The organism is Flavobacterium sp. Leaf82 (assembly GCF_001422725.1).
GTDB lineage: Bacteria > Bacteroidota > Bacteroidia > Flavobacteriales > Flavobacteriaceae > Flavobacterium.
The window spans coordinates 1-21,310 of sequence record NZ_LMMA01000010.1 but is presented as its reverse complement, the minus strand read 5'-3'; the positions used below and the strand labels follow the sequence as shown (position 1 = coordinate 21,310).

General features: G+C 31.0%; 5 protein-coding genes. All 5 read right to left on the bottom strand.

What is annotated here, in order from left to right:
• Positions 1-17: 17 nt before the first annotated feature.
• Positions 18-7,148, bottom strand: coding sequence for a non-ribosomal peptide synthetase (locus ASF10_RS08280; protein WP_056247580.1), 7,131 nt, complete (start codon positions 7,146-7,148; stop codon positions 18-20).
• Positions 7,149-7,152: 4 nt separating this feature from the next.
• The gene (locus ASF10_RS08275; protein ID WP_056247579.1) at positions 7,153-9,054 is read right to left on the bottom strand and encodes a class II aldolase/adducin family protein; all 1,902 of its coding nucleotides are present in this window, start codon (positions 9,052-9,054) and stop codon (positions 7,153-7,155) included.
• 65 nt (positions 9,055-9,119) lie between these two features.
• Positions 9,120-13,919 (bottom strand): non-ribosomal peptide synthetase, encoded by a 4,800-nt coding sequence (locus tag ASF10_RS08270; protein ID WP_056247577.1) that lies wholly within the window; start codon positions 13,917-13,919, stop codon positions 9,120-9,122.
• 12 nt (positions 13,920-13,931) lie between these two features.
• The gene (locus ASF10_RS08265; RefSeq protein ID WP_056247576.1) at positions 13,932-16,328 is read right to left on the bottom strand and encodes an outer membrane beta-barrel family protein; all 2,397 of its coding nucleotides are present in this window, start codon (positions 16,326-16,328) and stop codon (positions 13,932-13,934) included.
• 60 nt (positions 16,329-16,388) lie between these two features.
• Positions 16,389-21,310, bottom strand: a 4,922-nt coding sequence (locus tag ASF10_RS08260) for a non-ribosomal peptide synthetase (protein WP_117611361.1), incomplete at its 5' end; no start/stop codon positions are given.

Genomic DNA, 21,310 nt, shown 5'->3' with positions numbered 1-21,310 from the left:
GCTTTTTTTTAACCTTGTTAAATAACTATTTCATCAGATAAATAATCCTGTGGTATATCTGTTTCAATTAAAAAAGATAATTTTCTAACCGAACTGTTTTCAAAAAAATCAGCCAGACTTATCTCAAAAGAGTGGTGGTAATACAATCTTGAAAGAATTTGTGTTGCCATAAGCGAGTTCCCTCCAATTTGAAAGAAATCATCATCTAAGCTTACTTTTTCCTGTTTAAGTATATCTTTATAAATACTTAAAATGGTGTTTTGTAAGTCTGAATTATTAGCGTCAAAATCAGAAATATAAGATGGACTGTTGATCGCTCTGAAATTGGATATATCAGATAATCTTAACCCTGAATAAACATGATCACTTAGTAAATTTTCTTTATTTACAGTATAATCAATCCAATCCCAACTGCTGTTAACTTCGCTTCTATCGTGCTCAATTTCAGAAATAACTTCATCAGATTCATTAAAATTAAGATCAAACTTTACTCCTGAATTTTCTTCTGTTTTTTTAATAAGCTGTATGGTGCAAACGTCATTTTCATTCACAATCAGATCATTTTTAATTTTTTTCGAAAATCCAATTTTTGATAACGATCCGGCTGCTTTATGAGTATCTGAAGTTAAAATACTTATAGATGGTTTTGTATGTTTTACAGAAAGCGTTTCCGGATCACTGTCCTGGAGTAATTCAATAAGTCCAATGCTATTTTCGTAAATAAACATGACTTTTTTATTATCAAATAAAATGGCAGGTTCCGGCTGCTTAATAACATCAAAAGCAAAGTCGTTTGTATTAAAATAAGTTAACGTTTCATCAAAACTGTTCACTTTAAAGCAAAGGTGATATGGTATTCCTTTTTCATCCGGAATAATCTGGTCAACCATACTTTTTTCTTTGCCTTCTACTAATTCAATATCATTAAAGCTGTCATGTTTACCTATTGTTAAATAGCAGTTTTGAATTGGGTCAAATACGATTTCCCCAAAAATATACCCTAAATTCTCAAAATATTCCAGACTTTCTTTAATATTATTTACAGCAAGACCTGTATGATGAAAGTGAAATTTATTTTTTTCTTTCTCAGCAACAAAATCCTCATTGTAGAATAGTGTAATATGATCTGTTGGTAATAAATAATTCTCCTGAACCTTAATTATATCTTGAGAATCAAAAGAGTCTATTTTAAACAACTCCTTATTATTTTCTATAAATTCATGAAAAGATTTATTTCGTTCTGTCTCTTTGTAGTTCAGGTATATTTCACCAAGATTAAATTCTGCGCTTAATTTTTTCAGGCAATCTATTATAGCAAATTCTATTTTTTTACCTAAAATTCTACAGCTTAAGCTTAGAGTCTCAATATTTAAAACATTATTCTCTTTATTAAAAATAACAACTCCAGTAAGTCCGTAACGTCCAAACTTATCTGTAACCTGTATTACATAACAGTTTTTTGCCAAATAGCATTCTAGTACTTTGTCAAGTGTTTTTCTCTGATCGTTTAGAATAAACTGGTTTGTTCTGTTTATCAATTGAAAAACTCTGTCAATTTCGCTTTCTTTTAATAGATTAAAACTAACTTTAATATCTAATCCGTTTAAAAAATCCTCTAGAGGAACTGTTTTACTCAACTCTTCCCTAACCAGGTTTGTTTTATACATTTGATTTCTTTCAAAATCTTCCGCAGACAAATCAATTTTATCAAAAGCAGTTACCCTGCTTAAAAAATTAATAATATTATCCTCTTTTTCAGGTAACAACAGCGTAATAACTTCCGGAGCGGCAATCATCATTTGCTGACATTCCCAAGGATTGTCATCAATAAAAATAAAACTATTTATATTTAAACTAAGATCTGCGGCAAGTTCAACGATATTATCGCTTTTGTTTTTCCAGTTTATTCTCCACGCCACCAAATGTTCTTTTCTTAAGATCATATCGGGATGGTTTTCAAAAACCCTAAATACATCTTCTTCATTGTTTTTACTTACTAAAACAATCAAAAAGCCTTCATTGTGTTTTTGAACCAGGAACTCCTGAAATTTACTCATTCCATCAGAAATAACTAAATCTTCTGTTTCTGATTCACCACAAACGCCTTTCCATAAAGTATTGTCACAATCTAATGCGATAACTTTTGAAGGTATTCTGTTTTTTAGAGCAAGGAAAAATCTGCTTATCTGGAAAGACATTCCATAAAAGAACTCATCTGTAAATGGTATAAATCCAAGTGAATACCTGTAATTATCAAAAATTTGTATGTCTGGAAAACTTTGCTCAATATTTCTAAAATCAATACAATAAACATTAGTAATAGATTTTAATTCACTTATCATTTCATTGTTCAGCGTATCAATTAAAGATTTTATTTCAATGTCTGTTATTAAATGATTATCGCAAGGAAATATACCAATGATTTTAACATTAGAAATTGGTGTATTCTTTAATATTTCGATGAAATTATTTTTTAAATGCTGTAATGATTCTATATTTTCTTCTACCGAAATACTGCTGTTCAAATAATCTTCAAATCTGTTACAGATTAAAATGCTTTTATCCTTAATTGAATTAAGCGAAGTAAGCTCCTGAAATACCTGATTATAATCGCCAAATTCGACGGTAGCATCAATATTAAATTCATCAAAAAAGTAATGTAACGATTGCTTTACAGGTTCGATTACAAAAGAGGAAATGATTTTAATTGTGGTTTCTTTTGAAGCATTTTCAACCTCAGATATCAAATTGGATTTCTCTGTAACTGAATCATCATTTGCAAATATTTTTGGTTCATTTACAATAATATTTTGACCAATATCCTGTAAAGTAAAATCATGCTTATCGTTTATATCAACCAGTAAATTTTCAAATTGTTCCATAAACAGATTCATGGTTTCACTTGTAAACAAAGCTTTATTATATTCTCCATGAATAATAATTTCATCCTGTTTCGTCGTGATGTCCACTTTAAAATCTAACTTAGAAACATCCCTGTCTAAATCATTATTATATCCTTCTATTTCCACATCATCTGATAGCATCACTTTTGAAGCATTATTTTCATCGTTATGAAAGATAATCATGGTATCAAAAATTGGATTTCTGTACAAATTAGAATGTTTGTAGAAATTTTCGACCATTAAATCAAAAGGATAATCCTGATTATCATACCCTTTAAGAATATTATCATGTAACTCCTCCAAATATTCTTTTAATGTAGAATTTGAGTTAGCCTTAATTTTTAGTGGTAAGTAATTTATAAATACACCTATCAGATTTTCTATATCAACATGATTTCTTCCTGAAACAATTGTTCCTATAATAAATTCATCTTGCTTGGCATAAAAACTGATCAACAATCCATAAATTCCAATAAAATAATCATTTACATTGATATTTAAGAGTTCCAGATTTGTTCTCAGCTTATTTAATTTTTCTCCTTTTAGGACTTTATGAATGCTATTACCCTCATAAGTTATCTTATTAATTCTGGCAAAATCCAAAGGAAAATCTAAAGGCTGTATATCGTTATCAAAGAAGTTTTGCCAAAATGGCTCCTGCTTTTCACAATTTTTTTCATGCCAGTAAACAAAATCTTTGTATTGTATTTTCAATGCAGGCAGATTATGCTCTCTATTGTTTAGAATTGCATTGTAGAAAACAGGGATTTCACGGTTTATAATTTCTCTCGACCATCCGTCACTTACAATATGGTGCAAGGTTAAAAGCATTATATGTTCTTGATTATTAAGTTCAAGAAGTTTTGCTCTTATACCAATCTCATTCTCTAAATCAAAATGTTTTATGTTTTCTTCGTTAATAACAGCATCAATATCGCCGATATTTTTTAATACTTCAATATCAAAATTTAATTGTTCAGGGCTTAAAATATATTGTTTTAGTTCTCCATTTTTAAACTTAAATACTGTACGAAGCGATTCATGTCTTTCGATTATTTTTAAAAATGCATTTTCAAGTATATTAGTATCAAGTGGTCCGGTAATTTTAAATCGCAACGGAACATTGTATAAATTTCTGCTTTCTTTTCGTTGCGAGGTTAACCAAAATCTTTTTTGAGCATTAGAAACATGATAGTTTTCCTGAATCTGAACAAGTTCTATTTCGTCAAAACCAATTTCATTTTCAATTTTTAAAAGTGTTGCAAATTCTTTTGGAGTTGGAAATTCATATATTTCTTTCAGACTTAGTCGAATATGGAATTCTTTATGAACTCTGTTTAAAAATTGAATTCCTTTTAAACTATGACCTCCCAAAGCAAAAAAGTCATCATGCAAACCTACTTTTTCGGTTTGCAGAATTTCTTTCCATAAAGAAATTACTTTCGCTTCTGTTGGACTGCAAGAAGCATCTGAATAATCTTGCACGACACTTTTTAATGGTAATTTTTTGTAATCGATTTTATTATTATTAGTCATCGGAATTTTATCCAGCTGAATAATTGCCGACGGAATCATATAGTTTGGCAAACGATCTTCGAGTTGTTTTTTCAGGACCGCTTCGTCTATAGTGTCTTTAGAAACTACGTATGCCATAATCTCGACATCACTGCTTTCTTTTGTAGTTGTAATTATCGTATGATCAAACTGTTGTATACTTTCCAGTACACTTTTTATTTCATCTAATTCAACTCTGTATCCACGAATTTTAACCTGATTATCATTTCTTCCTAAGAATAGTATCTCATCATTTAAAAATTTAATTCCTAAATCGCCTGTAGCATAAATTCTTCCGTACATAGCATGTTCTGTAAATTTTGTACTGGTTAATTCCGGCTGATTAAGGTAACCATAAGCTAATCCGGATCCACCAATATAAATTTCTCCCGTTACACCAAATTCAGCTTCTACACCTTCACTGTTTAAAATGACAGCAAAATTGTTTGTCAGCGGTTTACCAATAACCGGTCTTTCTTTATAGCTGTCTATTTTTGTTATATCAATTTTATGCGCGATACAGCCAATAGTCGTTTCTGTTGGACCATAATGATTTACAAATTGAACTCCGGGTTTGGTATTGCTAAAAGAAACAACATCTCTGGCATTTATTTTTTCGCCGCCCAATAATACCAAACTAAGATTTGAGTCTGTAATCTTTGAAAGATTATAAGAATTATTTAAAACATTAAAATAAGATGGTGTAGTTTTTATATAAGTGATGCCATTATCTAAAATATAATCTATGATTACATCTGTTTGATAAATTAGTTCTCTGTCTACAAAATGCAATGTACCACCTAACAATATGGTTCCCCAAATGGTTGTATAACCAAGATCGAAAGCATAGGAAGACAATAATACAGAAGAATCTTTTTCACTGATCTTAAGATCGTCACGAAGCCATTTCACATAGTTTACCAATGAACTGTCTTTAATACAAACTCCCTTAGATTTACCTGTTGTACCAGATGTGTAGATGATATAACTGATATCGTGTGGTACTCTTTTTTGAAAATTATTATTTTGCAAAGTATCATCAATAACGATTTCATCCAGAAAAACAGGAATGCAATTTTTAATATCTGCAAATAAATAATTGAATTTGCTTTTACTGATTATAAACTTTGTACCTGAATCTAAAACAATGTGATTTATTCTGATCCTGCTATCATTAGGATCAATTGGAATATAAGCTGCTCCCAGTTTTAAAACAGAAAGCATTGCCACCATTAAATGATGATCTGAATCATTTAAAATACCAATTTTAGAATTTTTATCAACGCCTTTTCCTGACAAATAAGCGGCAAGCAAAGTCGACTGTTTGTCTAATTCTTTGTAGGTAATTGAATTTAAACTATCTACAACGGCATATTTATCAGGATTATTTTTAACTTGAGCCTCAAATAAATCTAATACAGAGTTTTCGTCAACAACTATTTTATTTGATAATTCAACCTGTTTGCTATAAAATATATCATTTATTTTCCCAGCTTTTAGATTATCAATAATTTGTTCGCAATACCCCATCCATAATTGCAATAAGTAAGCTGCTTCATCTTGTTGAAATGATTTTTCATTAAAAAACAAAATCGTCTTAATAGTATCACCACTATTATGAATCTGCATTCTGAGTTTTAAAGGCTGATCAAAAACAGAAACTTCTTTTAACTCGATTTCGTCTGACTTACAAAAAAGTTCGTGATCGATATATTCAAACTGATATGAAAGCACATCTGCACTATAAGCATAATAATCTTTGTCTATTTGTAGATATTCTTTGTGTGTATTTATAAGATTTAATTCATTTTCTACACTATTTAAATATTCAGAAATTGACGGGTTATTATCCTTATAATCAATTTGAAAAGGAACTTCAAATGAAAATGCTCCCATATTATTGAACAGCTGTTCAAAACTTCTTCCGTTATGAATATATCCTATAGTACCTGGTTCGTCTTTATCTGAAGATAAACGTGATAACATTAAATACCACGCAGACAAAAGACACAACTCTTTGTTAACTGAACCTGAATTTAGCTTTGCAATTAAATCTGGATTAACAACATCATAAACTTTTGAAACAGAAGTACTTTCAGAATTAAATTCAAAATTATTCTTTAGTTTTTTGCTGTTTTTAATTTTATTACTCCAATAGCTTATGCTTTCTCCGGCATCGTCAGATATTAATAATTGGTTTTTCCACTCTGAGAACTGCAAATAATCAATAGGGGATTCTTCTTCAGTATTCCCTTTGATATTATTCATGGTCTTATCTGCAAGTAATAACAAACTCCATATATCGGAATAAAAAGCAGAAGATTCTAAAACTATCTCAGATACATTTTCATCTATTTGCTGTATATAGACTTTAAGATTGATTTTTTCAGAAGATAAATCATATTCCTGTTCAATTTTGGTTAATTCATCTGTTTCTTGTTTTATTGTAAACTGGGCATTTTCATTAAGTTTTATACAAGGAGAATTGTTCGCATCCAAAAAGGTAAGATCCATTTTAAGAACAACCTCATTTTTCACAATAGAACTGATGCTTTCAATAAAATTATTTAAGCTACTGTTTTTAATTTCCAATACAATTCTGTTTGTTGTATCGAAACATTTTAAACTATTAAAATAAATAAAGTTTTGTTGCGGAGATAAGCTATAATAACTATTTTTTTCTAAAGACATAATGCTATTTATTTTTAGGGTAATATTTTAAAAGATCCGGGTAAAATTGTTCTGCTTTTTTAGCCAGTGCATCAAACTCAATTTTAAATCCCAGAGGATTAGAAATCCATTCTTTTGTTTTTCTGGCAATTTCCGGTTCTACCAGTTTTAATTCGTCTTTAAAAGATTTTGCCTTAAAATTTAATCTCATGGCTCTTTCCAGACAAACTGTATACATCAAAGCAGTTTCTATGTCTTCTCCGCAAGTAATACTTCCGTGATTAGATAAAATAGCTACGTTATTACCGTTAAGGGCTTTAGCCAGATTGTCTGCGCTTTCTAAACTATTTACAGGACCTTCAAACTGATCAAACACGATATGATTCTCAAAAAACATACAGCTATTCTGATCTATCGGTAATACTTTAGGATCCTGAAAAGCCGAAAACAAAGTTCCCCAAGGAGAATGCGTGTGAACAACGCAATTAACTTCCGGATACATTTTATGTATCGTTGAATGAATACAAAAACCAGCCACATTAATAGGATAATCACCTTCGATAATATCCCCGCTTTCATTTACTAATATTAAATTATCGGGCGTAACGTGTTCAAATAATACTCCAAACGGATTAACCCAAAACAAATTCTCAGCACCCGGAACCCTCATGCTCACATGTCCGCTTATACTGCCTTCGTCAAGATCCAAAAGCCTTAATAATCGGCATGAAAGAGCCAGTTTATATTTTAACATTTCAGTACTATTCTCAAAAACAGGATCTTTAAAAAAGAACTCCCCCGTATTTTTTCTGGTTGTATTTACACTTTTGGTTGTAGGAGCTGCTTTAGCATCTCTGGTATTATTTTCCTGATTTTTTTCTAAATAATTTTCAATCGAATCTTCTTCAGACATGGCTACCAATATGCTTCTGTCGCCATCGTACGAATCACGTCCATGCGTAAAATGCACATTATCGATAACAACCAAATCTCCCTCTTCCCAATCAAATCGAAACATCGCTTTTTCATAAGCTTTACGAATTTCATTTAAATCGTCAACTTCAATTTCAGATCCATCAGCATAATATGTATTTCTTGGTAAATGCTCAACACCGTAAGTCTGAATCAGATATTCTGAAATTTCCTCGCTTAAGTTTGAATAATGAAACAAGTGCGCCTGATTAAACCAGTTTTTAACGTTCTTTTCTTTATCATGTAATATGGCTTGGGAAATTTGAAAAATTCGAAGCTTATTATCTTCTCCCCATTGCAATTTTATATTCTTTTTTTTGCAGTATTCCTCGACTTTACTTTTATCTGTGGTATCAAAAAAAGTGGGCCAGTTAATATCCATTTCATCACTAAAATTCCTAACGTACATAACGCCGCCCCTTGATTCGAATTTTTTTGTGATTTCCTGCGGAATTAATTGATATACAGAACGACTGTCTGCAATGGGTGTATGACCTCCTATTCTGGACGGTTTTTCACAGTAAAAAAATACTTTTTTAGGCCAGAAATCAGAATAAGAATGTTCATTATGCTGCGCTATTCTTTGCTCTTTAGGATATTCTGTCGAAGTATATATCTGGTCGTTTACTTTCGTTCGTGGTGTAGAAGGTTCTGTGTAAGTTAATGCCGTACCTTTTGAGGTCAGATCAACAACCTCTGATAAATCTGTTTTTTGCGAAAAACCTTTGAAACCTTTAAATAACAAAATCCTGTCTTTTTCAAAAAGTGAGTTGACAAAATCAGTATTGTTCTGAATCCATTCTTTTAGATTCAATCTACTGTCATTTGGGCTAATTACTCTAATTTTTGTAAATTCATTACCTATAATATCCAAGTTTACATCATCAGGTGCATTTTGAACTGAATTTAAATTTCTTGGTTTTGATTTTAATAAATCCTGAAAATTATTTCTCATAATAAGTTTTATTTAGGCTTGGTATTTTTTGATTTTGAAAACAAAATTTTATATATGTTTTTTAATTATTTTTTACTAAAATTCATAAAGTTTTCAAATACCTTATTAGTATTGTTTTTATTTTTATTTTTTAAATATTTAGAATAACTATCTGTAAATAAATTCAATGAAGAAACTTCCTGTTTATAATCTGTTATTATTTTACGCAATAAAACATTGTAATTATCGATAAGTAATTCGATATAATCTTTATCATAAAGTTGCTTTTTATATTCAAAAGATCCGGAAATAGAATTGTGGGCAGCTGTAATTATCAAACTAAAATTGAATTTTGCATCTAGCTCCGTAACCTCAATTCGTTCAATTTTATCAATTTTCAACCTTTCAACAGCATTAATTGAACTCCTAGAATCTTCATTAAATACAAAACGCCCCTGAAATAATGCATCCGAACCTTTGTTTGAAGTGTTGGAATTTTTGATAATTTCATCTAATGAAATATCTTGATTATCAATATCCTGCAAAATTCCCTGGTTTGACTTCAGCAATAAGTCAATAAAACGGTCTGTTGATTCGATCGTAATCCTGATAGGCAGCGTATTAATAAAAAAACCAATAATAGATTCGAATTCTTTTCTTGTTCTGCCAGCTGTAGAAGTGCCTAATATTATATCGTTTTGATTTGTAACATGATATAATAAAACACTAAAACCGGTTAGCAGCAATGAAAACATCGATACTTTATATTCGCCTGCTATTTCTCTTAAACCTTGATATACAAAATTGTCAATTTGAAACGAAACTAACCCTGCTTCATCATTTACCGGATTTTTCTCATCTGCATTATTTTTGGATAAGTACAAATATGAAATCTCCTTATTTAGTCTGTTTTTCCAATACGAAACAGTTTCCTTGTATTTTGTACTTTCAAGATATTTGTGCTGCCATATCGAAAAATCTCTATAAGTAAAATGCTGTTCTGGTAAATACGGAGTTCTGTTTTCTATTAATGCACTATAAGTTTCAATCCATTCCTCAATTAATAAATCCATAGACCAGCCATCACTGATTAAATGGTGCATAGAAATAATAACAAAATGATTATTATCCTGCATTTTTATTATTTTCAGTTTTGAAAGAGGTGCTGATCTTATATCAAAAATAAATTTGTTTTCGAAATTTATTTTCTCAACAAGCTCGTCCTCAGATAAAAGAAAATCATATCTCTCAATTTCTACATTTGCATTAACGTTTTCGAGAACATATTGTACAGGTTCGTTTTCATTAAAAATAAACTGCGTTCTAAAACTTTCATGACGCTGAATTATATTTTTATAAGCTTCAATAAAACAAACTACATCAAAATTTCCTTCAAATAATAAGCCTGTTGTTACATTATAGGCATTCGATATTTGATTATTCTGATTTACAATCCAAAGACGCTTTTGGTTATTAGATAATAAACATGCCTCTCCCTCAATAAATTTGTTTGTAGTAACAGCTATCTGGTCCATTACGTCAACAGAATCCTGTTCTATAATCAGAGCTAATTCTTCAATTGTTGGATTTGAAAAAAAGTTTTTGAATGAAATGTTTTTGCCTATTACTTTATTTGCGCTGTTAATTACCTGAGCAACAAGTAAACTATGTCCGCCTAATTCAAAAAAATTATCTGTAATACTTATTCTGTCATGTACCAGAACTTCCTGCCAGATTGCCTGTAATTTTCTTTCAGTATCAGTTGCAGGTTCTTTGTATTCGTTTTGTACTATGTGATCCTTTGTAATTTCAGGTAATATTTTATAATTGATTTTTCCATTTGAAGTAAAAGGAACTTCATCAATTTTAACCAAAACTGACGGAATCATATAGCTTGGTAAAAACTGCCTTAAATGTGTCATAATTTCATTATGAGGCAATTCTTCTTTTTCATAAACAACGTATGCAGCTATTCTTTTTCTTTCGTTTTCTGTTTGCCAAACCGTTGCAATACTGGACTTAACACTTTTAAACTTATTGAGAATTTTTTCTATCTCGCTTAGTTCTATACGATGTCCTAATATTTTTACCTGATGATCGATTCTGCCTTTAAACTCGATCGTTCCGTCTTTTTGTAATATTACTAAGTCGCCGGTTTTATAGAGTTTACCGCCATTGTTGAGGAAAGTATCTGTAATAAATTTTTCTTGAGATAATACAGTATTATTCCAATAACCATTAGATACGCCATCACCTCCAATTAAAAGCTCCCCTTTTATTCCTGTTGCGCACAAATTAAGATTACTATCAACAACATAAGTTTGAGTATTCGAAAAAGCTTTACCAATAGGAATTCTGCTATAATTATAATTAGGATCTACTTCGTGTATTAATTTACCAATCGTGGTTTCCGTTGGACCATAATGGTTAATAATTTTTAGTTTTGGATTCTCTGAATTTATTTTTCTAACAATATCAATGGTAAGTTCTTCACCTCCAAAAACAATCATTTTTTTTGGGGACATCTCTTCACAATTTATTTGCAGAGATTTCCAATAAGATGGAACTATTTTAATACAATCAATTTCATTAGCACTAAAATATTGCTGAATATGAATGATATCACGCAACGTATTTTTAGAAAATAGATGAATTGTTCCTCCAAAAACCAAAGAACTAAACAATACCGTATTTCCCAAATCTGTTGCTATTGTTGACATAATAGCAAAAGATTTATTGTCTTCGATTCTTATTTTCTCAGACAATCCAAAAAGATAATCAATTATATTCTGGTGATTCACAACTACCCCTTTTGGAGAGCCAGTAGAACCAGAGGTATATATTAAATAGGCATTACTACTTTGTACAGTGTTATTTTTTACAGATTCAGGATTATAATCCAAGCCTTCCTTATCTAATAAAATACTTCGAACAGTACTATCCTCATTTAAAGGATTATCGATACTATTAGTAATGATAAATTTTGCATTTGAATCTTGAATTATATATTGAATTCGTTCCAGCGGAAAATCCGGATCAACCGGTACATATACAGCTCCTAATTTTAATATTGCCAAAAGTCCAATAATGGCCATTTCAAGATGGCTGTCAAAACACAGAATAATGTTAGAATTTGCTTCTGCTCCTTGTGCTTTTAAATAATGGGTCAGATTATTGGCTTTTTGATGAAGCTCTGCATAAGAAAGTTTGGTGTCTTCAAATGCAATCGCAATATTTTTAGGTTTATTTTCAGCCTGTGCCTCAAATAAATCGATTAAAGTTTTGTCTTTTGGATAATCTGTTTTACTCGTATTAAATCCCGTTATTAACTGCTGTTTTTCTAGAGCAGTCAAATAATTCAGTGTATTTATTGCGGCATTAGGAGCTGCAGTAATGCTAAAAAGTAAAACCTGAAAATGATCTAAAATCCTACTACAGAATTCATCCGCATAAATATCGGTATTGTAAGTAAGAATTAGCTCTAATCCATCGTTACGTTCATTAAAAGTAAAGCTCAAATCAAATTTGCTAAACGCAGATTCTTCTATTTTATATTCCTGAATACTCAGTCCATTAATACTTTGCAGCTTTTCTTTTGTATTTTTCCTGTCATTAAGGGTAACCATCACATCAAATAATGGATTACGCCCAACATCTCTTTTTATTGACAGGTTTTCAACTAATTCATCAAATGGATAAATTTGGTGCTCATATCCATCGAGAGTCACCTTTTTTATATTTTTTAATAAGTTTTCAAAACTGTCTTTTTCATCAAATTGCGTTCTTAGAGCCAGCGTATTAATATAAAAACCAATTTGATTTTGTAAATCTGAATTCTCCCGCCCTTTAATTGGGCTTCCAACCACGATATCAGTCTGATTTGTGTATTTAAAAAATATTATTTTTACCACTGCCAGCAAACCCATAAACAGCGTTGCGGACTCTGATTGACAAAGGGTGTTGAAATTTTTAGATAAAGTGTCATTTAAAATCCTGCTGACAGACTTACCATTATAGGTTTTAATAACTGGTCTTGACTGAAAAGAGGGCAAATCAAGAATGGGCAAATCACCTTCAAATTGTTTTATCCAATATGATTTATGGATTGCTAGTCCATCATTTTTTAATATTGCTTGCTGCCAGGCTGCATAATCTTTGTATTGAAGTGATAATGCCGGTAATTGATTTTGATATTTTTGACTTATAGAATCGTATAAAGCAAATAATTCATTGGTCATGATTTCTGCCGAATGCCCATCACTTATAATATGATGCATCACAAAAATAAACAGATACGTATCTTCAGAAATCTGTACTAACTTTGCTCTTAGTAAAGAATCTTCAGACAGATTAAATGCATATTCCGATTCTTCTCTGATGGTGTTTTCAAGTCTGCCAAAAACATCTTTTTTTGTGCTTATATCTTCAAATTGCAATTTAAATTTATGTGCATCAGCCTGTAGGATAAATTGTCTTACCTCTCCGGTTTGGTCTCTTTTAAACACTGTTCTTAACGATTCGTGTCTGGCAATAAGTTGATTAAAGGCATTTTGCAGGGAAAAAATATCTATTTTTCCTTTCAATTCAAAAACACCGGGCATATTATAAGCCGCATTACCGTCTTCAAACTGACTTAAAAGCCATAATCTGCTTTGCGACGAAGATAAAATGTAACTGTCCTGCAACTGAACCTGCGGAATAAATACATAGGCTTCATTTTTAGCTTTATGCAACTTAATAAAGGCTACAAGACTATTTTTATGAAGCTTAATTTCTTCCAATAAGTCACTGCTCATAACTCCTTTAGGAGCCTGAATGTCTAGTTTTTCATCAACTAAATCAATCTTTATATTTAATTCATTTAATTTCCTGAGTAGTGCCTGCATTATTTTAAGCTATTAATTTCCAGTTCTTATTCTTTCTTCTTCATTTCCGGTTTCTCTCTTTTTTACTGTAATTTTCTTATTTCCAAATTTGTATGAAACTGAGAATTGAAAAAATTGGGTATCATAATAATATTTGAAATTTTGATAAACTCCGTTTACCGTTGAATTTCCGGTTACTTTTTGAGTTCTGAATATGTCGTTTCCTTTTAATGAAATTTTCAAATCTTTATTCAAAAGCAAATATTGAACAGTCAGCGATGTAGAACTCATTGCCCCGTTTTTATAAATTCCGTCAACTCCTTCGAAACTATACCAGTAATTAAGGTTCAGTAACAACGATTTGTTTTTGTTTAGTATGAAATCGTTACTCGTTGAAATCCTTGAATTAAATCCCTTTTGTGCTTCTGCAAATGACAATTTTGATTTAGAAACGGCATAATTTACATCGAGCGCATTCGTACTTACCCACCATTTAAAACTGTCATAAACATAGTTTTCAGATATTCCTATTTTTTGCCTGTTAATGTAGTTTTCATTTGTAAACCGAATGAAATTGGTATTTGAATCTGCTATAGGAATTTGAAAAAACAAATTATCCTCATAAGCATAATAAAGTTTGCTTTCCAGCTTTTTGTACGTATAAGTCAGTTCGACGTTGTCAACAAATGCGGGTTGCAGGAAAGGATTACCTTCTATAGTCTGAAATGGATTTATGAAATATACATTAGGGTTTAATTCATAAAATGAAGGGCGTACAATCCTTTTACTATAACTTAAAGTATAAGTTGAATTTTCTCCGGCTGAATAAGACAAATAAAATGTTGGGAAAATTTTAAAATAATCATTCTTTACCGATTGATTAACAGGAGCTGAGTTTGTTTTTGTCTGTGTAGCTTCTCCCCTTAATCCAAACTGCATTTCCCATTTGTCATTAAATTTCTTATTTCCTGAAAAATATAGCGCTTCGATATTTTCTGTATATTGAAATTGATTTTGAGCCAAAGGAAAATCTAAGATCGGATCGTCGACTAAACCGCTGTTAAAAGCCAAAATGGTATTTTTAGCTTTTGAATTGGAAACTTTTCCTCCAAAAGTTAATGTTGCCCAATTTATAGGACAATCAACATCTACCTTTCCGGATAAGTTTCTAATATCTTGATTATTAGAGTTTATCCCTGCATAATACTGAGTAGAATAAGGATTTTCAATAACTGAAATCCCATTGTATTGTTTAGTATCAGCGTTCTCATAATTAAAATAATCAAGATTTACAGTAATCTTTCTTCCCAGCGTATCAATTTTGAATTCATTATAAAGATTCAAAGATTTTATATTTGGATTTTGCTTAACTGCTCCGTCCGACTTTAAAGAACTGGTAATTGCATTTGTAGAGTAATCATAAACAGGAGTATACGGACTATCTGTCTGTCTAATTTTATTTTGATTCATCATTATCTGTGTTCCAATGGTCCATTTAGAAGTAAGCTTATAATCCAGATTTAAATTCACATTAAATATGTCATATTTCTTTTTAAACGGAGAACTTGTATACCATAAGCCATCAGAAAAATATGCATAATCATCCTGCTCAATATATCGTGTTCCGTCTCTGAAATTAGCTCCTGCCGAAATACTTAATTTATTTTTATTGTAATTAAAATTTCCCATGGCAGAACCATCGGCATATTTTCGTTGTATATAAGTTGATCCTACTAATGCATTCCAGGAATCTTTTTTTACTTTTTTCAATTTTATATTCACTAAACCACTGTTTCCTGCAGCTTCATATTTAGCAGGCGGAGTGGTAAAAATTTCTATACTTTTTATAGCATCAGCCGGTATCGATTTTAAATAATTTGCCAGATCTTCCTCAGTAAGCTGCACTATTTTATCGTCTATCATAACAGCCAGAGTGCTTTTGCCAATAATGGTTATCTTATCGTTTTGCACACGTACGCCCGGCGTAACAGAAAGAGCGTCTATAGCATCTCCTCCTGCAGCATTAATAGAATTTTCTACATTAAATATTAATCGGTCTACCTTTCTTTCTACCACTTTCTTTTTGCTTACTATTGTAACCGTCTCTAAGTGATTGATACTTGTTAATGTTATAGTGCCTAAATCTAAAAAGGTACCTAACTCGATATTTTTAGAAAAAACAATTTTACTTGTTTCCCTGATTTGTAACCTGTACCATCCTTGTTTTACTTCTATTGTAAAATTTCCATTTTCATTTGTAAGTTCGCTTTTAACCGCTACAGAGTCTTTTCCTATTAGAATTACCTCTGCGAGAGAAACAGATTTTCCCTCTGAATTCGCTACTCTTCCACTAATTTTTCCTGTTTCCGTTATTTGGGCTGATAATGTTGTGCTTATTAATAACAATAAAACCAAAATCTTTTTTTTCATTCAATTCTTATTTTTTTCTTTTCTAAATTATTTCGATTACATGACCGAAAAATCTCATAATTACAATGTAAAAGTTTCGATCTCAATGTCATTTATATCCTCATTATTTTCCAATGTAGCTGTTAAAAGTATATTTCTGATTAAAATTGCCTGCTCTTCTACAATGATGTTTTTAAACAGGTCGTTTATAGAAATTTTGACTAAAAATTGTTTATGAATCAAACTAATTAATCGGGTTGCACTTAAACTATTACCTCCTAATTCAAAGAAATTGTCATTAATACCAATGGTTTCAATATTTAATACCTCTGACCATATCTGTACTAATTTAGTTTCTACTTCATCCCTTGGCGCTTCGTATTCAACACTTGAAGTGATTTTAAGATTATCCGGATTTGGTAATGATGCTCTGTCAATTTTGCCGTTAGGCGTTAAAGGCATCGCTTGCAACTGTACGAAATAGGCTGGGATCATATAATCAGGTAAAAAATCTTTAAGCCTGAATTTAAGATCTGTAACATCAAGCTTTTCCTTGCTTGTGAGATAGCCAACCAAAAATTTATTACCCTGATCGTCAGTTTTTACTGTAGCTACAGCTGCATCAATCGCAGATATCTTAAACAAGGCGCTTTCTATATCTCCAAGTTCAATTCTATAACCTCTAATTTTAACCTGGTTATCATTTCTTCCTAAAAATTCAATTTCTCCTTTGGTATTCCATTTACCTACATCTCCTGTATCATAGATAAAACCACCATTTGAAAATGGATTTTTAATAAATTTTTGATCCGTTAGCGAACTATTTTTATAATATCCTTTTGCTAATCCATCTCCTCCAATATATATTGTACCTACAGTTCCTACTGGTTTTGGTTTTAAGAAAGAATCAAGTATATAAAACTGGGTGTTTTGTATTGGTTTGCCAATATTAGATGATTCATCCGGAAAATTGATTTTTTTCGTACTGGACCAGATAGTTGTTTCAGTTGGTCCATACATATTCCAAACTTCTAAAGTATTACTAAGCAGTTTTTCTGTCAATGATTTACTTAGCAAATCTCCACCACAAAGTATTTTTAAATTTTTATTTCCCTGCCATTCAGCATTAAACAATAGTTGATAAAAACTTGGTGTTGCCTGTATTATGGTAGGTTGTATTTCGTTTAACCTTTGTATTATTAAATTAGGATCAGACAATACATCCTGAATCGCTATATATAAACCTGAACCAGAAATTAAAGGCGCAAAAAACTCTAGTATTGAAATGTCAAAAGAGTAAGTGGTTACAGAAAACAAGGTGTCTTCCGGACCAAATCCCGGCTTATTTTTCATACTTAAAAGAAAATTCAGCAATGATTTATGCCCTATTTCAACTCCTTTAGGATTACCGGTTGAACCTGATGTGTAAATAATATAAGCAGTATGGTCAGGAGTAACTTTTAACTTTAGATCACCATCTAATTGATCAGTTTGTTCTAAAATACTTTCTATTGAAATTACCTTTAAGTTTTCAATTTTTTCCAGCTCATAATTCTTCTCATTAATTAGTATTTTGCATCCACTGTTGGCAACGATAAAATCTAAACGTTCTTTTGGAAATGTTGGATCCAGAGGAATATAAGCTCTGCCAGTTTTCATTATTCCTAATAATATCGCAACCATATATGCCGAACGGTCTAATAAAACTGCAATAGGCGATTTATCCTGCTCAATAAAATTGGCTGTAATATAAGCTGCAATTTGATTGGATAATTTATGAAGTTCAGAATATGAAAAAGATCTGAAATCATCTTTCAAGGCCTGTTTTTCAGGAAACGTGTTTACAGCTTCTTCAAATAAATCGATAAAAGTATGTTCGCTGGAATAACTCACGTTTGTATCATTAAAATCCAGCAGCAATTTGTGAAGTTCTTCTTGTTTAAGATAATCCAGTTCTCTTAATGTAACCTTTGGCTGAGTGACAATACTTTGCAGCAATACTTCAAGATGATTTGTAATATTTGTGGCAAATGCCTCTGTATAAAGATCTGTGTTGTAAACTAATATTAACTGAATTCCAACTGTTGTGGCTTCAAATATAAATTCAATATCAACTTTACTGATATCATTTTTTATTCCTTTATAATCATTAATTACAAGATTCCCAAGGGTTTCTATATTAACTTTAAGATTATCAGTATTTTGAAACGTCACCATGACATCAAACAAAGGATTGCGGCTCATATCGCGTTTAATTGTCAGACTTTCTACTAATTCATCAAAAGGATAAATCTGGTGTTCATAAGCACCAAGAGTAACTTTTTTCGTGTTTTTTAATAAATCTAAAAAGCTATAATCAGGATAAAATTTTGTTCTTAATGCTAATGTATTAACATAAAATCCAATTTGATGCTGTAAATCAGCATGCTCTCTTCCTGCAATTGGGCTTCCTATTATTATATCAGTTTGATTGGTATATTTATGCAATAAAATTTTTACAGCTGTAACCAATCCCATAAATAAAGTACTTCCTTGTAATTGGCATAAATCGCCAAAATCTTTAAGAAGTTTTTCATCATAGACTTTATTTATCGAGTTTCCTGCATACGTTTTTATAGCTGGTCTTACCTGATAAACAGGCAGGTCTAATATTGGTAATTCTCCTTCAAACTGTTTTAACCAATATGCTTTACTTTTATCTGTAGTATCATTTGTTAATTGCTCTTGCTGCCATGCAGCATAATCCTTATACTGCAATTTCAGCACCGGAAGCGCATTCTGATTCTTATGCACTTCGTTGTCGTACAAAGTAAAAAGCTCATTTGTTATTACTTCGGCTGACCATCCATCACTAATTATATGATGCATTACACAAACAAAAAGGTAATTATCTTTACTTGTTTTAATTATTTTTGCACGAATCAAAGAATCTGATGATAAATCAAAAGAAACTTCTATTTCATTTTGAATAATACGCTCTATTTTTTCTGCTGAGGATTCTTCCTTAATTTCTTCATATTTTAATTGAAAATTATGATCTTCAAAATCTAACACAAATTGTCTTATTTCGCTGTATTCATTTTCTTTAAATACGGTTCTTAATGATTCATGACGTTCAATCAAATCGAAAAAAGCTTTTTCTAGTGAGGAAATAATCAAATTCCCTTTTAACTCAAATATGCTTGGCATATTATAGGCTTTATTACCTCCTTCAAATTGACTTAAAAGCCATAATCTGCGTTGAGATGAAGATAAAATATAGCTTGCCTGTTTAGCAATTTGTGGTATGTTTTTATAAACTTCTTTGCGTGCAGCAGCAATGATTTCTATTTGTTCCCTAAAAATCATGCTCGAGAATAAACTCTGAAAGTTGATTTTTACGTCAAATTCCTTATTTATATTATATAAGAGTTTTGTAACTTTTAAGCTGTGCCCTCCCAGTTCAAAGAAATTATCATTAATTCCTACCTTTTCAATACCCAATATTTCCTGCCAGATAAGAGCGAGTTTATTTTCTGCTTCATTTGAAGGCGCTTCATATTCTACCTGTGAATTTATACTTGATTCCTGAGGGTCCGGCAATGCTTTTCTGTCTACTTTTCCATTTGGAGTAATTGGTAATGCTTCTAATTGAATAAAATAAGAAGGAATCATGTAATTTGGCACTACATTCTTTAAATAAGAAATCAAATCTGCAACCTTAAGTTCCGTTTTACCAACTACATAAGCCACAAGGCATTTCTCTCCGGACAAATCATTTCTGGCCAAAACAACGCAGGAAACGATGTCTTTATTTTTTGATAAAACAGTCTCAATTTCGCCCAATTCAATTCGATATCCTCTTATCTTAACCTGATTATCTCCGCGACCTATAAAATCAATATTGCCATCAGGAAGCCATCTGCCCAAATCTCCGGTTTTATAAAGCTTTTCGTCCGTTTCAAATGGATTTCTAACAAATCTCTCCGCTGTTAAATCCTCATTGTTAAAATAACCTCTTGCCAAGGCATCTCCTCCAATAAATAATTCTCCATATACACCAACAGGAACCAGGTTGTTAAACGAATCTAATATTCTGATTTTCGTGTTAGAGAAAGGTTTGCCAATTGGAGTAAATCCATTTAAGTCATCTTTGTAATCATCATAAAAAGTGGAATCTATCGTAGCTTCGGTAACGCCATAACTATTAATAATTTTTATGTCTTTTCCAAGCTTATCCTTTAAGCTGTTATAATCCTGATTATTAAAACTGTCTGATCCAAAAATTAATATTTTAAAGAAACTGTAATCTTTATTTTCTACTATTATATATTCCATTAAAGGTAATAACAGACTTGGAGTCCCTTCTAAAATGGATATTTTTTGCTTTTGCATTAATTCATATAAATGCTCCGGATTCAATTTGACATCATTTGAACAGATGATCATTTTGCCTCCATTTAATATAGAACGACAAATGTCTCCTACAAAGACATCAAATGATATACTGGCCAGTTGTAATAAATTAACTTCAATTTGATCTAAGCCATAATGCGTTTTCCAATTTTCAAAAATACTTATCACGCTAAAATGCTCTACCATTACTCCTTTAGGATTACCGGTAGTCCCTGATGTATAAATTACATAGGCTAAATCGTGGGATGTATTAATTTTGTCAATATTATTTTTTGAATAATTTTCCTGTAAACCATTAAATTCTTTTAATAGTTGCTCATCAACAACAGCAATACTACTACTGTTTGTTTCTATATAGGCTATTCTTTCCTGCGGATAATTAATATCTATAGGCACATATGCTGCCCCGGATTTAAGGATACCCAAGATTGCAACCATCATCATGTCGCTTCTGTCTACCTTGATTGCTATTAAATCATTTGGTTTTATAGCATAATTATCTCTAAGATAATGCGCCAGTTGATTGGCTTTTTCGTTTAGTTCTTTATAGCTTAATTCGTTGTTTTCGAATACAACGGCAATATTATTTGGGGTTTCCTCTGCTTGTT

What these genes read in the sequence shown, in the direction of transcription:
- ASF10_RS08280 (WP_056247580.1), bottom strand. Translation starts at nt 7,148, where the DNA reads ATGTCTTTAGAAAAAAATAGTTATTATAGCTTATCTCCGCAACAAAAC.
- ASF10_RS08275 (WP_056247579.1), bottom strand. Translation starts at nt 9,054, where the DNA reads ATGAGAAATAATTTTCAGGATTTATTAAAATCAAAACCAAGAAATTTA.
- ASF10_RS08270 (WP_056247577.1), bottom strand. Translation starts at nt 13,919, where the DNA reads ATGCAGGCACTACTCAGGAAATTAAATGAATTAAATATAAAGATTGAT.
- ASF10_RS08265 (WP_056247576.1), bottom strand. Translation starts at nt 16,328, where the DNA reads ATGAAAAAAAAGATTTTGGTTTTATTGTTATTAATAAGCACAACATTA.